The organism is Mesorhizobium sp. A556, assembly GCF_054489545.1.
The window spans coordinates 1-13269 of sequence record NZ_JBTMXA010000014.1; the positions used below are offsets into that span (position 1 = coordinate 1).

Genomic DNA, 13269 nt, shown 5'->3' on the forward strand with positions numbered 1-13269 from the left:
CCGGCTGCGCAACCCGGACCAGCTTCGCCGGCCACACCGGCCGTAGCGCCAAGACCCGTCATGCACTAACATTAAACCCGGACCACCTCAGGGGGGCCGGCCAAGGGCGTGCGGTCACCAAGGCCTTGCACACTCGCTGTCCGTCTTCGAAATGCCAGCGGTCGGACCCCTGCGTTCTGTGCCCTCCACCGCTGGTATCGTTCCTACATACTTCGTTGCCAACGACTTTGGGCTCCGTGGATACGCAGCCCACTTCATCGCGTCCGCGATCACCGTTCCTGGTGACCAGCCGGAAGCCCGTATCGCAGTAATATGGCTCATAGCGGGGTTTGGACGCAGTGAAGCCGACACCGCTGCAGATCGGAAAGGATCGTCCTTTGGCGAGATGCGACCAAAGCCGTTTTATCGGTGGACGGCACTCGGCATACTGGGTAGGACCGCCGGGATTTGAAAGGCACAGGAGTACCTGGCAGCCCCAGTCATCTCCACGAGCTATGGAAGATGAAAACGTGTATATTGAAACGCACAGTAAACTCCCGGAAAGTGCCCGAATGATCGCATTTTTCATGCAAATCCCCTTGTCAGGAGCGTCCTCGGCTGGCCGTCGAGGCGGATTCTCCACCTTGTCATACTGCACGATAACGCATAGATAGACCGATGCCAACCCCGTTAAATCACCGCTGGCACAACACGGGTTTCGCGACCCTCGCAACGCACGAGATCATGTCAAAACCTTTGCCGGGCGAGACGCCCAATTCAAGGCTTCGGCAGCTTGGCATGATCAATTTGCTCTATAGCCTGCAGAAGGCGGACATGGCCTTGACGATCACAAATGTCACGGAAGTGGCTGGAATGACAAGGAAAGCTGCGCAGGAGGCGATTGATCCACTCGTAAAAAGGGCGCTTTTAAAGGAATCCTGGGGTCGTACTTCAATCGGTCGTGGCAAGGCCCGACAGTACGAGATTGCCCCCGAGATATTCGACAAGCTTCAGGGTGTCTACGGCGCGTGAAGTCAGCGGTCGCGGCGCCCTGGGCGCTTTTATCGCACTACAAGATCGCACACTATTGATGGCGCTCAGCGGTGCAGGCGTATTTGATGCTGTGACTTGATTGGCTTACCGGCAGCCTGATTCGTTTTAGCTAATTGGCACACTTAAAGATGCACTGTGACGTGCAAACCGGTCCCGATAAACGATCTCTGTGTGAGCGTCTCGCAGCCGGCCACTCGATGGTGCCGGCAAATAGTTTTGAATCGCTCGTGCAGCGCTCGCCCTGCCACTGGCCGGAGCAATAATGGCAGCGAACCGTCAGCACTGAGCCTGGTTTAAAGTCCGAGCTTCTTCTTCAGTTCGGCATTCTCCTCGCGCAGACGTTCTGCAAGGAGGGTCTTCAGCCGTTTGTTCTCTTCTTCGAGTGCGAGGAGATCCTTCAATTCGTCACTCTGTGAGACAGGTGCCGCGGACTTTTTCCACTGATAGTAGGTCTGTTCCGATATACCGGCCTGACGCGTAGCGTTCTTGATACTGTCGCCGCGACCGATTAACTTCTCAATCTGGCCGAGCAATTGGCCGCGCTCTTTTTCAGAGTAAATCTTCCGCGCTCTCCGTACTGGCGCGGAAGAGTCAGCTGCGGCGGGTGCAGACTTAGCGGCTGCTTTTCGCGCTGGCTGCATCTTTGCCTTTTTCGGCCGGGGAGCTTTCTTCTTTAGGTCAGAAGCACCCGCTTCTGCGGGGGCTTCTGATGTAGTCTGCACTGGTCCCGTTTCCTGAGGGTCGGCCATAAGATGCTCCGCTCGCGTTTTGTACCCGTCTCCAGCATCAATGGGTGTCACATGAGAGTCAATAAGCTGATCGCCTGGCTGCCCGATCTCCCCTTTTGTCTCCCTGGTCTCCTCTGTTAGAAGAGCAGAATGGTTGAGATCACCCCAGATAGAGCGGCTCTGCTTTAGACCGCGCCGCTTTTGTTTGACCTCCACGACAAATGATTGGGTTTGCCGCTTCATTATTCATTCCTTGCTGAAAGCGACCTGCACGAACAGGCGCTGCTATATTTCATCTGGCGAGTATCCGATGGTCAGTCACCGCATGTTGTCCGCTGAGCTTTATCGGACAAGGCCACTGACGAGCAAGTACCGTTCCGGCGCAACTGGCGCGTCTTAATGTTGAGCTTCTTCCTTCCTCTTTGACTGTGATTGGCTGAACCGTCCGAACTATGCGGCACTCATGTCGGGGTGGGGCGTCGATCCGATTTGCCGCTCGCGCTCAACGTCGCCGAAAGAAACGCCGGCCCGACTTCTCGTCATCGCCGACGCTGGCTTAAGCCGAAACTGCGCCGACGAACTGTTACAAGCCGAGCGGACTCCGTCCCGAAAAGACCTCGACATTGTCGATCAAGCGTGTTTCGCCGAGCCAGGCGGCGGCCAGCAGGCGCGCTGGCCTGTCGAACTCGTTCATCTGCGCGAGATCCTCTTCGGCCCGTAATTCGAGATACTCTACGCGCGCGTAGCCGGCCGCAACAATCCTCGCGCGGGCTTTGGCGAGCGTCATGTCAACACGAGCACCGCTGGCGATCTGCTTCGACTCCCCGAGCAGAATCGCGGCGAGTTTCGGTGCAATCTGCCGTTCGGCCGATGACAGACGGACGTTACGCGACGAAAGCGCCAGCCCGTCGGCTTCGCGCACCGTTGGGCAACCGAAGATGGTGACGGGGATGTCCAGGTCGCGCACGATGCGCCGCACCACATGCAGTTGCTGGAAATCCTTCTCGCCGAAAAAGGCGAGATCGGCGCTGGTCTGCAAGAAGAGTTTTGCCACCACCGTCGCCACGCCGTCGAAATGGCCGGGCCGAAAGGCCCCGCACAGACCTTCACTGACACCGCTCACCGTAACAGTGGTAGCGAAACCGTTCGGGTACATCTCATTGCCATCCGGCACATAAAGCAGGTGCGCACCGAGTGGATCGAGCTTTGCTGCATCCGACTCCTCCGTACGTGGGTAGGCAGCAAGGTCGGTTGCATTGTTGAACTGCTTCGGATTGACGAACAGCGTGACGATGACGCGGTCGGCCTTCTCAAGACCGGCGCGGACGAGACTGAGATGCCCTTCATGCAGCGCACCCATGGTCGGCACCACTGCAATCTTGGCGCCGGCCGCACGCCATTCCGCCACCTTCGTACGCAGGCCGGCGACGGTGCGGACGATCGGTACACTCATGCAGGCTCTCTACCCTTGGGCGCATCGCCGAAGACGTGCTCGGCGGCGGGGAAACGCCGCCCGCGCACTTCGTCGGCATAAGCCGCGATTGCGGCTTCGGCCTCGTCGCCGAGTTCGGCATAGCGCTTGACGAATTTCGGCCTGAAAGCGCCGAACAGCCCGAGCATGTCGTCGACGACGAGAATCTGACCGTCGCAGGCGGGCGAGGCTCCAATGCCGATGGTTGGAATGGCGATCTCCGCTGTGATCCGCCGTGCGAGTCGCTCGGGTACTTTCTCAAGCACCACCGAGAAGGCGCCCGCTTCCGTCACCGCAACTGCGTCGCGCCTGATCCGGTCAGCCTCCTCTCCCCGCCCCTGGACGCGATAGCCGCCGAAGGCGTTCATCGCCTGCGGCGTCAGGCCGATATGGGCCATGACCGGGATGCCGCGAGTGGCGAGGAAGCGGATGGTGGCGGCCATGCTCCCGCCGCCCTCCAACTTGACCGCCGCGCACCCTGTCTCGGCCATCAGCCTGGCGGCATTGCGGAACGCCTGCTCCTCGCCTTCCTCATAAGAGCCGAAGGGCATGTCGACGATCATAAGCGCGCGCTCCAGCCCGCGCCGCACGGCTTGGCCGTGCATAATCATCATGTCGAGGGTTACGCCGAGCGTGGAAGGCAGACCGTGCAGCACCATGCCGACACTGTCGCCGACCAGAACTATGTCACAATGCCGATCAACGAGCTTAGCAATCGGCGTGGTGTAAGCCGTCAGGCAGACGAGCGGAGTCTGGTTCTTCCGCAAGCGAATATCAGGCGGTGTGATCGCCTTTGTGTCAGCTGCAGCACTCAATGGCGCCTCCTTCCCCTGCGTCATTCACCCGCGGGGTGATGTTTGGCATATTTTTGTGCAGTTGCGAAGAGTCGGTTGCTGCAACGCGGTGCGCGTTGACGGGCGGCCGGACGACATCGAACGGGTGGGAGGAATTCACTCGATTAAAGTAGCAGATTGTGAAACTGATCAGTCCGCCTAACCCGTTGAGAACAGTAGCCAAAGATTAATGTGCAGGGTTCCGAACTTGTCGCTTTAAATGTCTAAATCCCGCCATGTGAACCCATGAGATTTGGGGTGAGTTTCCGGGTTTTACTCTTCGGCCTTACGGATCATGTCATCAACGATCTCGGCGGGAGTTTTATTCGAAAAGTCAACCACCTTGGCAGCCTTGACGCCTTCTCCTATCAATTTCTTCAGGGCGGAATCCTTGACGCCGAGTAGCTTTGCCCGAGCAGTTCTCAAATCGGCCAAGCTTAGGTCGTCCAGTTTGCCTTGGTCCATTTTTTCGATAAATGACAGCGGTACACCGTAGTAGTCGGCTGCTTGGTTAGGCGTGAGGTTCATTTCGTCTGATGCGAGCTGCAAATCCACGGCGATCTCGGCTTTCAGCATCACCTCGTCGTATATTGTGTCGTCACCCATATCGCCCCCCCTGTCGACGTAGTCTGCATAGTTAACACCCAATGGCTCCGAGGCGTTCCATGGCGGAGTTCAAATCTTTGGGATTGAAGAGTCGAATTCGAAAAGCCTTCAACGATATCCATATCTTGCACGCAGTCTGGTGAGTATCGGACTTATGCTGCGAAAGCTCTGTTCCTGATGAATAGAATTCCGCATCATCGACGATTTCGAGAGCGTGACCGACATGATGCTGATCAGCCAATGGAACCTCGGCCTACATTTGGCTTTCTATGCTCCGGCCGGCATGTCCCATCTGGAGAACATGATCACGCGAGCCCACACCATCGCGCAGCGTTATACCCATATCTACATGCGCCTCAGCGGAGCGCCTATAGCCACGCACGACGAAGATCGTGCAATCCTGGCAGCCTATAGTGCGAAGGATATCGACCTGGCCGAAAACCTAATGCGAGAACACATTGCAGTGGCCTCCGACGAATTCGCCGAGTATCTAAAACCCCGACTTGCCTCGTTGTAAGCTGTTCAACTGGCGATATGGATATACACGACCGGATGAAAAAGGATTGCGCATGCGATGGGTCGAAGAACGACCTTGCCGATAGCTATCCCCGTCGGGGTCCCGTAAGCGACGAATGCCAGGCTAAAGCCAGGCTGCGAAAGCGCGAAACGGCGATGCAGGGTTTCCGATCATCAGGAAGTTTTCAACGCGTCGTCTAGGTATTCTCGGCTCTTTGCAATCTGTTCGTCCGACTCTAAACACACTGCTCTGCTCTCGCCATCTACATTCGCCTCCTGCAAGCGATGGCGGAATGAACGCAGCAGTTGGGTCGTCGAGCTCGATGCCAGTAACGAGAAGCGGTATATCGCTGAGTTATGGCCACCCTGCCCTGACAGTCCATTTTCAATCCAATACGGTCCTGTTTACGGCCGTAAACTTTATCTGGATCCCGTGATGCGTTCCGCCAGAAAATTGTGTTAACCTTCTGTCAACTTTAAATTCCTTGCACGATGATGAGAATCGGGGCTAAGTGCGATATATCTGCTGATGCGGATGAAAATTCGCACTTACGGGTTCTATCGCATGAATATCGCATTCGACGCCGACAAGCCTCTAGCCGACTTCGATCAGCTCATATTGAAGCAGGGAGCCGCGCTGTCTGGCCGCCTTGAAAAGCATCGTCTGGAAAATTTTCCACCAGATGCCGTGAAGACCCTGCGTTCATTCCAGCTTGGCGAGGTCGCTCAATATCTCGGGATCAGCCCTGGTTATCTCAAGAATCTATCATTGAACAGCAAGGGGCCACAACCAGCCGTTACGGCAACTGGCAGGCGTTCTTACTCGGCTGCGCAAATGCTGGAGATGCGGCACTATCTCGATAAAAACGGCCGCTCGGATTCGAAGATGTATGTCCCCCACCGCAAGGAAGGGGAGCATTTGCAGATCATTGCCGTCGTCAACTTCAAGGGTGGCTCCGGTAAGACGACGACAACTGCCCATCTGGCGCAGCACCTCGCCCTGACTGGTCATCGTGTTCTCGCTATCGATCTCGATCCGCAGGCATCTCTTACAGCGCTGCACGGCATCCAGCCTGAATTGGACAATCTCCCATCACTCTATGAAGCCCTTCGATACGACGAGGACAAGAAGTCGATCACGGAGCTTATCAGGTCGACCAATTTTCCCGGTCTGGACATCATTCCTGCAAGTCTCGACCTGCAGGAATTCGAATACGACACTCCATTGGTGCTCGCCGAGAAGAGCACGCGCGACATGGGCAGACTGTTTTTCACCCGTCTCGATGCCGCTTTGTCGGAGGTTGAAAGTCAGTACGATGTTGTCGTTCTCGATTGCCCGCCACAGCTTGGCTATTTAACGCTGACAGCATTGTCTTCGGCAACGTCTGTTCTCGTTACTGTTCATCCTCAGATGCTCGACGTGATGTCGATGTGCCAGTTCTTGCTGATGCTCGGTCAAATTCTCGATCCTATCAAACGGGGCGGGGGCAACATGAACCTGGACTGGATGCGATATCTGGTAACACGATATGAGCCGGGTGACGTGCCGCAGAGCCAGATGGTTCATTTCATGCGGTCTCTTTTCGGTGGCTTCGTTCTCAAGAACGAAATGGTGAAGTCGACGGCGATCTCGGACGCGGGCATTACGAAGCAGTCACTATACGAGGTCGAGAGAAGCCAACTGACACGCTCAACCTATGACCGGGCAGTTGAATCACTACAGGCCGTCAACGGCGAAGTCGTTTCGCTCGTCCACAAGGCTTGGGGGAGGACATAATGGCTCGTAAAGGTATCATGGCGGGTCTCATGGATGACGATGAGTTTACGGCCGTAAACTCATCCAATCCGGAGTCTTCAAAGCCGACTGAAATACCCGCACGACGCGGTGCCTTCGGGATGATGTCCCGTGCAGCAGATGAAGTCGCGGCAAAGGTTGAGGCAGCGCAAAAGATTGAGCAGCAGCTGTTGTCGGGCACTCAAATTATTGAACTCGATCCCGATGACTTGGAGGCCTCATTCGTCGTCGACCGCCTGGAAGACGATGACGGATCAAGCCTTCAGGATCTGATCCAGGCTATCCGTGAGCGTGGTCAGGACAGCCCGATCCTGGTGCGGCCTATTCCAAACACGGAAGGCCGCTATCAGATTGTTTTCGGCCACAGGCGTGCGAAGGCCGCCATGGCTCTGGGCATCAAAGTCCGGGCATCGGTTAAAGAGCTGTCCGATCAGGAACATGTCGTCGCGCAGGGGCAAGAGAATACCGTCCGAGCTGACCTGAGTTTCATCGAGAGAACATTGTTCGCACAAAAACTCGCCGAACGGTTCGACAACGAAACCGTCATGTCGGCGCTGGCCGTTAACAAAACCGTGCTCTCGAAAATGCAGTCGGTCACGACGAATATCCCGTTCGATCTCATCTACAAGATTGGTGCTGCGAGAGGAGTAGGGCGTGACCGTTGGTATGATCTGTCGGTTCTCTTCAAGAGCGACAATGCACCCGAACTTGGCGACATCATTGTCCAAGATGCTTTCAGGGCGGCGACCTCTGATGACCGTTTCACGAAGGTCTATGATTTTCTGAAGAACGGCCCAAAGACAGCTAAAGCCAAGAAAACGGTCGCGATCGTTAAACCTTGGGCTCCGATGGACGAGTCGGTTAGCGTTCTCGCTAAATCGCGTCCCAAAGCGCTCACTGTTGAATTCTCGAACACTGACGGCAAGGCGTTCGGGACATGGATAACGAGCAATCTGGACGATCTCTACGAGGCGTTCAGGAAGTCGAAAACGGAGAACTGAAACCGCAAAAGAAAAAGGCCCCCAGACGGCGAACCGTGGAAGCCCTTCTCGATCTTTAGCAAGTTGAGAATCACATTTCCACGAATCAGTGTCAAGCGTTTTGACGTCAAAGTCGGCGAGTCGGGTTCTTTTGCCTAACTGTAGGCGAAGAAAAATGGAAACGCATATCGCAACGACGCCCTTTGGGCGGCGGTCGATGACGCTCGCCATGTTGGCAGCACAAAAAGAAGAGATACCGGCAGGGAAAGCCGTCGATAAGTGGCAGCTGTATCGCGATCTCTGCGAGGGGAAATCCCTCGTTGGTATCGGTGACCGCTCGCTGGCTATCTTGGCGGCACTGTTGTCGTTCTATCCGGACAACGAGTTGTCGGAAGAGAACGGCCTTGTCGTGTTCCCCTCCAACAAGCAGTTGTCGCTTCGTGCCCACGGCATGGCTGACACGACCCTGCGGCGGCATCTGGCAGCGTTGCTCGATTGCGGGCTGATTACGCGCCGGGATTCTCCAAACGGCAAACGATATGCCCGCAAGGGCAGGGGAGGGGACTTGGAGGAAGCGTTTGGTTTCTCGCTTGCTCCGCTGCTGGTACGCGCCGATGAGATCACAGACGCCGCTGAACGGGTGCGGGCGACCAACCGTGCGCTGAAGCTGATGCGGGAGCGGATCACGCTTCACCGTCGCGATATCAGTAAGTTGATCGAGGCCGCCGTCGAAGAAGATGTAGCCGGCGACTGGGGCGGCCTGTGGAGGCGTTTCCGCATTGTTGTGGATGCGATCCCCCGCCGGGCAACTGTTGACGACCTGGAGCCTATTGTGGGCGAATTGGCCGCGATCCGTGACGATGTGGATACGCTGTTGGATTCTCACATGAATACCGAGAATCCGGATGGCAATGAATCCCAGAGTGGCTGGCAGCAATCTGATTCAAATACCAATAACCTTTTTGAATTTGAACCCGCTCTCGGCAAGAGCAAGACAACGGCGGAGCCAGAACGGGGAACGCAGGAGCCGCCGAAAGGGTATCCGCTCGGGTTCGTGCTGAAGGCCTGCCCCGAAATCATGGATTACGCGGTCGTGGGAATCGGCAGCTGGCGCGATTTGATGGCCACGGCCGCCCAGGTGAGAGGATACCTCGGGGTTTCGCCGTCAGCGTATGAGGACGCCTGCCACGTCATGGGACCGGAAACTGCGGCGATTGTCGTCGCCTGCATCCTGCAGCGGGCCCAGCACATCAATTCGGCAGGCGGATATCTCAGGGTGCTGACCGAGAAGGCGAGGGCAGGGGAGTTTTCCGTTGGCCCGATGCTCATGGCGGCATTCAAATCGAATGGGGCAACGGCGAGGATGGTGGGGTAGTTGCGACCTAGAGCAGGCGGTAAGCACTTCGACCCGTTGCCGGTTTGCGAATCTGGAGAATATCATCCGATCCAAGGGTCGAAGAGCTCTATTCCAAAGCGCTCAAAATCCTTCGTGTTACGGGTCGCAAGGGTGAGGTCGTGAGCAATCGCAGTGGCAGCGATGAAACCGTCCATTGATGACATGCCACGGCCGCTCCGCTTTGCAAGTCCCATCAGGTCGCCCCAGGCTAAAGCTACCGACTCGTCAACAGGGAGAACCCTCTGCTCGAAGCGCTGTGGCAGGTCCCGGGCAAGCCACTCAGTCAGTGCATCGCGTTTCCGACCCTTATCCATCAGGGCCACGCCGCGCCGTATCTCCGCAATGGACACGACGCTGATGAATGAACGATCCTCGTCGAGTCCACCTAGCCATTCCAGCACCCGCGCGTCAGGGCTCGGCCTCGTCACTTCGGACAAGACATTAGTGTCGAGCAGAAGTCTCATAACGAGAGATCACGCGGTTCGTCGCGTTGGCGCTCGAGGTCCAGGCCGGTGCCACGCAGCGGCGACTCCATCAGGAACTCCGCAAGGGTGCCCTTGCGTGCGGTCTTGCGTTGCCATTCCTCAGCCGAAACGACAACAACGCTTGGCTTGCCGTTTCGTGTGATCGTTTGTGGCACCGACTGTGCACGCTCGATAACCTCCGAGAACTGGGCCTTTGCCCGGGCGACGGTCCACTTGATATCCGTTTCAGGTGCAGACAGCATTTCTAGCCTCCATGACCATAATGACTATCGTGACTATATAGTCTGTGGCCGGCGCCGAGACAATAGGGGAGGGCGGTTCGCCACGGGATAGTGCCCTTATCGAAACAGCGCAGGTCATTCATCGGCGGATCGTGGTGAGGGCTCCTAGCGCAAATCCGACACGCGTGGCTAGAGAAGGCGCTTGTAACGCTCTGGGCGCCGCCCAGCCAGCTGCCCGATGGACTGACGCTTTCACGGAATTTGGCGTCTACGCCCAGCCGGCCCGCAAAGGGCGAGGCGGCGCGTGGAAATTATTGAACCACACAGAAGCTCGTAGAACGCGTTGGGAGGGCTCGGATGACCATCAAGTCGTGACAGGCGAGAAACCTCTGTGCGACTCTGTATGGCCGAAATACGCAAACGGATGATTTTCGGGAAGAAAGGCTCTCCGGAAACCCGTTGGAAGCCGGAAACTCGGTCTTCAGTGGGGCGGACCTATCCGCAAGGCCGGTCCGCTCAATGAACGCGAATTCTCATCGAGCTGACGCCCAAAAGAGGCCGTCCGGCGTTGAAAAGCGAGCGACACGGTTCGTTTTTTCCAAAGCGCCATAACGAGCGATAAGGCAACATTATCGGTCCTATTATGTGCGCGACAGGCGGTGCTGTTTATTGCATTAAGAGTAGCCGAAAGCGCACGTCCGATCTATGCTGCTGCCCATGATTAGTGCCGAAAAATCCCCGCGCGCCGCCGCCGCCGCGCGTCCCCGCTTGGGCGCTGCCGGGCGGGCTGCTCAAACACGATGCCGATGCGGCTTTATACGCCGGCGGCGCCTTGAATTCGCTGGACATTCTCGTCCGCTCCGGCGCCCTGGCGCCACCGTCTGGCGCTGAAAGCGGCGGCAGTGACGGTGCGGGCAGCGGGGCGTGTTGAGGATGAAGCCCCGATGCCGTTCTGCTCACGCGGCTGGGCGATTTTTTATCCGTCGGCCCCGCTGGATCGATGCTGCTCGCCTGGCGCGCGCTGGCAACTGGGCCGTCGCTCGGGTCGCCAGGCTGAACGCCGACTGGCCGGTGCCGCTGGCCGAACGCCTGTCGATTGCCATGGACGAAGCCCACCCAGGAGGCAATCAACGCCGCCCTTGCGGCGGGCGTGGGGCGTCGGAACCCAGTCGAAGCCGCGGCATCTACTGCAGGGAACAATCTACGACTGTGGCCCGACAGCCGTCCGCTGGCGCTTTGGCTGGCCGACGCCGTGCTTGCCCGCCGCCTCTTGTTACGTCGCGACGAGGACGGCTTTTACTACTTCGTGGATCGGAACAAGGACGCGATCCGCCGGCGTGGAGAAAACGTCTCGTCGTTCGAGGTCGAGGCGGAAATTCTCGCTCACCCTGACATTCTCGAAGCGGCCGCAGTTGGTGTGTCGAGTGAGTTCGGGGAAGTAGAAATACTTGCCGTGGTGGTGCTTAAGCCGGGCAGAAGCGCTTCGAACGAAACTCTGCTCGAATTTCTGGCCAAACGGCTGCCTTACTTTATGGTGCCTCGATACATTCGGCGCATCGACAGCTTGCCGAAGACGCAAACGGATAAAGTTGAAAAGCATCGGTTGCGTAGTGACGGGATGACCGAAGATACTTGGGACCGTGAAAAATTTGGCTTCCGCATAGCTCGTCCCAAACTGTGACAGCGCAGCCCCGATCGTCGTGATTGGCTGTCTTGCTGGTTAACCTGCAAGGCACTTCCCAGCCCCCGCGTTCACCGTAAGCCTGATGCAGCAATGCCGGCGGATTGGCATATCATTTGCGGTGAAGCGGGTGACATGATCTCGCGCAGCGACCGCGACCTCGATGAGCAACTCCGTGGCCACAGGTAAGTGGGCTGGATCGGGTAGGCAGAAACCATCGTATTTGGGGGGGAGCATGAAGACTGTCCGGGACAAGATCGCCGTCATTACCGGCGGTGGCAGCGGTATAGGGCGGTCGGTCGCCGATCGTGCCTATGCAGAGTTCGGCCGGGTCGACATCCTTTGCAACAATGCCAGCGTCCCGATGCGTCCGTTCCGGGGGAACCTCGACACGACCGTCGATGATTGGCGTTTCATGATGGGCATCAATGCGCGCAACGCCATCCTCGACAATGCCCCCTATCTCAATACACAGGCGATGGAAGGCGATCTCCTGGCCGCATGCACAGGATGTTCGGTGGCCAGACCATCGCACGGGAGAATTGAGTGGCGAAACCGTCGCGCCGCATTTTATGCGGGGGCGCATTTCACACGCCGGTTCATATCAAACCTGACGGCAAGTCGGCCGATATAGGCACCGACTATAGCCAACAGCCAGAAAAAGGAAAACGGATCATGGCGAGACTCTCGGGAAGAACGGCAATCGTCACCGGCGCGGCCTCGGGCATCGGCCGGGCCATCGCCATTCGGCTAGCCGAGGAGGGCGCCAAGGTGGGCATCTTCGACATCAATTCGCAAGGCGGGAACGAGACCGTTTCCATGGTCGCTGCGGCCGGCGGCGTCGCCAAATTCTTCGAGGCTGACATCTCGAGCAGGGCCACCGTGCTGAAGAGATATGAAGAACTGAGCGCCGAGTACGGCGCGCCCAGCATCCTCGTCAACAATGCGGCTTGGGACAAATACGGCCAGTTCGTCGATTCCGACGAGGAGTACTGGGACAAGACCATTGCGATCAACCTGCGCGGCCCGATGAACCTGCAGCATGTCGCGCTGCCAGGCATGATCGCCAATGGATGGGGCCGCATCATCAACATCGCGTCGGATGCCGGTCGTGCCGGAACGTCGGGACAGGCCGTTTACGCGGCCTGCAAGGGCGGGATCATTGCCTTGACGAAGGCTCTTGCGCTCGAATCGGCCCGCTCGGGCGTAACCGTCAATGTCATATGTCCCGGTCCGACGGACACGCCGTTGTTCGATATGATCAAGGCAGGCAGCGAGCGTGCGAAGCGCATTGGCGAGTCACTGGTTCGCGCAATTCCGGTAAAGCGCGTCGGCAAGCCCGAAGACTATAGCGGCATGGTCGCCCAGCTTGCCTGTGAGGAATCGTCATTCATCACGGGTCAGGTCATCTCCATCAATGGCGGACTGATTATGCCCGGATAACGGTCACGGCGTTTGCCGGCACCCGGGAGAGAGAGCGGCGTTTGCCGCGGGCCGTACGCTTTGGTGCGGATTGGTCCGATGT

General features: G+C 57.6%; 14 protein-coding genes. 8 read left to right on the plus strand and 6 right to left on the minus strand.

Translation table 11 applies throughout. The features are described 5' to 3' along the window. Nucleotides 1-657 precede the first annotated feature (657 nt). Complete coding sequence (locus ACX3P0_RS21045; RefSeq protein WP_459091576.1) at nt 658-1011, plus strand: MarR family transcriptional regulator; 354 nt, start codon at nt 658-660, stop codon at nt 1009-1011. Between the two features lie 314 nt (nt 1012-1325). Here the strand turns inward: ACX3P0_RS21045 and ACX3P0_RS21050 are convergent, their stop codons facing one another. From ACX3P0_RS21050 to ACX3P0_RS21065, 4 genes are all read right to left on the minus strand, one after another. Next, complete coding sequence (locus ACX3P0_RS21050; RefSeq protein WP_459091578.1) at nt 1326-2003, minus strand: transposase; 678 nt, start codon at nt 2001-2003, stop codon at nt 1326-1328. A 340-nt stretch (nt 2004-2343) separates the two neighbouring features. Next, a complete protein-coding gene (gene panC / locus ACX3P0_RS21055; protein ID WP_459091580.1) occupies nt 2344-3213 on the minus strand; it encodes a pantoate--beta-alanine ligase in 870 nt (289 codons plus the stop codon). Continuing rightward, nucleotides 3210-4046 carry a 3-methyl-2-oxobutanoate hydroxymethyltransferase gene (gene panB, locus ACX3P0_RS21060; protein ID WP_459091582.1) on the minus strand — a complete coding sequence of 279 codons (837 nt, stop codon included), beginning with the start codon at nt 4044-4046 and terminating at the stop codon, nt 3210-3212. Before panB ends, panC begins: the two co-directional genes overlap by 4 nt. 291 nt (nt 4047-4337) lie before the next feature. After that, a complete protein-coding gene (locus tag ACX3P0_RS21065; protein WP_459091584.1) occupies nt 4338-4670 on the minus strand; it encodes a hypothetical protein in 333 nt (110 codons plus the stop codon). A 223-nt stretch (nt 4671-4893) separates the two neighbouring features. On the opposite strand from ACX3P0_RS21065, the gene ACX3P0_RS21070 reads away from it, so the two are divergent. From ACX3P0_RS21070 to repC, 4 genes are all read left to right on the plus strand, one after another. Beyond that, nucleotides 4894-5187: an FCD domain-containing protein gene (locus ACX3P0_RS21070; protein ID WP_459091742.1), complete on the plus strand. Its 294-nt coding sequence runs from the start codon at nt 4894-4896 to the stop codon at nt 5185-5187. A gap of 564 nt (nt 5188-5751) precedes the next feature. After that, nucleotides 5752-6963 carry a plasmid partitioning protein RepA gene (gene repA / locus ACX3P0_RS21075; RefSeq protein ID WP_459091586.1) on the plus strand — a complete coding sequence of 404 codons (1212 nt, stop codon included), beginning with the start codon at nt 5752-5754 and terminating at the stop codon, nt 6961-6963. Beyond that, complete coding sequence (gene repB, locus ACX3P0_RS21080; protein WP_459091588.1) at nt 6963-7982, plus strand: plasmid partitioning protein RepB; 1020 nt, start codon at nt 6963-6965, stop codon at nt 7980-7982. Before repA ends, repB begins: the two co-directional genes overlap by 1 nt. A 154-nt stretch (nt 7983-8136) precedes the next feature. Then, on the plus strand, nt 8137-9336 hold the full coding sequence (repC, locus tag ACX3P0_RS21085; RefSeq protein ID WP_459091590.1) for a plasmid replication protein RepC: 1200 nt from the start codon (nt 8137-8139) through the stop codon (nt 9334-9336). Nucleotides 9337-9398: 62 nt separating this feature from the next. Here repC and ACX3P0_RS21090 read toward each other — a convergent pair whose 3' ends face one another. After that, complete coding sequence (locus tag ACX3P0_RS21090) at nt 9399-9821, minus strand: PIN domain-containing protein (RefSeq protein ID WP_459082143.1); 423 nt, start codon at nt 9819-9821, stop codon at nt 9399-9401. Further along, a complete protein-coding gene (locus ACX3P0_RS21095) occupies nt 9818-10084 on the minus strand; it encodes a type II toxin-antitoxin system Phd/YefM family antitoxin (protein WP_459091592.1) in 267 nt (88 codons plus the stop codon). Before ACX3P0_RS21095 ends, ACX3P0_RS21090 begins: the two co-directional genes overlap by 4 nt. 1075 nt (nt 10085-11159) lie before the next feature. On the opposite strand from ACX3P0_RS21095, the gene ACX3P0_RS21100 reads away from it, so the two are divergent. From ACX3P0_RS21100 to ACX3P0_RS21110, 3 genes are all read left to right on the plus strand, one after another. Further along, entirely contained in the window at nt 11160-11744 is a 585-nt protein-coding gene (locus ACX3P0_RS21100; RefSeq protein WP_459091594.1) for an AMP-binding enzyme, read from the plus strand. Between the two features lie 235 nt (nt 11745-11979). Further along, on the plus strand, nt 11980-12378 hold the full coding sequence (locus ACX3P0_RS21105; protein WP_459091596.1) for a hypothetical protein: 399 nt from the start codon (nt 11980-11982) through the stop codon (nt 12376-12378). Nucleotides 12379-12419: 41 nt separating this feature from the next. Continuing rightward, nucleotides 12420-13187, plus strand: coding sequence for an SDR family NAD(P)-dependent oxidoreductase (locus tag ACX3P0_RS21110; RefSeq protein ID WP_459091598.1), 768 nt, complete (start codon nt 12420-12422; stop codon nt 13185-13187). The last annotated feature ends 82 nt before the right edge of the window (nt 13188-13269 follow it).

What these genes read in the sequence shown, in the direction of transcription:
- ACX3P0_RS21110 (WP_459091598.1), top strand. Translation starts at nt 12,420, where the DNA reads ATGGCGAGACTCTCGGGAAGAACGGCAATCGTCACCGGCGCGGCCTCG.
- repC (WP_459091590.1), top strand. Translation starts at nt 8,137, where the DNA reads ATGGAAACGCATATCGCAACGACGCCCTTTGGGCGGCGGTCGATGACG.
- ACX3P0_RS21095 (WP_459091592.1), bottom strand. Translation starts at nt 10,084, where the DNA reads ATGCTGTCTGCACCTGAAACGGATATCAAGTGGACCGTCGCCCGGGCA.
- panC (WP_459091580.1), bottom strand. Translation starts at nt 3,213, where the DNA reads ATGAGTGTACCGATCGTCCGCACCGTCGCCGGCCTGCGTACGAAGGTG.
- ACX3P0_RS21070 (WP_459091742.1), top strand. Translation starts at nt 4,894, where the DNA reads ATGATGCTGATCAGCCAATGGAACCTCGGCCTACATTTGGCTTTCTAT.
- repA (WP_459091586.1), top strand. Translation starts at nt 5,752, where the DNA reads ATGAATATCGCATTCGACGCCGACAAGCCTCTAGCCGACTTCGATCAG.
- ACX3P0_RS21045 (WP_459091576.1), top strand. Translation starts at nt 658, where the DNA reads ATGCCAACCCCGTTAAATCACCGCTGGCACAACACGGGTTTCGCGACC.
- ACX3P0_RS21090 (WP_459082143.1), bottom strand. Translation starts at nt 9,821, where the DNA reads ATGAGACTTCTGCTCGACACTAATGTCTTGTCCGAAGTGACGAGGCCG.
- repB (WP_459091588.1), top strand. Translation starts at nt 6,963, where the DNA reads ATGGCTCGTAAAGGTATCATGGCGGGTCTCATGGATGACGATGAGTTT.
- ACX3P0_RS21105 (WP_459091596.1), top strand. Translation starts at nt 11,980, where the DNA reads ATGAAGACTGTCCGGGACAAGATCGCCGTCATTACCGGCGGTGGCAGC.
- ACX3P0_RS21065 (WP_459091584.1), bottom strand. Translation starts at nt 4,670, where the DNA reads ATGGGTGACGACACAATATACGACGAGGTGATGCTGAAAGCCGAGATC.
- ACX3P0_RS21050 (WP_459091578.1), bottom strand. Translation starts at nt 2,003, where the DNA reads ATGAAGCGGCAAACCCAATCATTTGTCGTGGAGGTCAAACAAAAGCGG.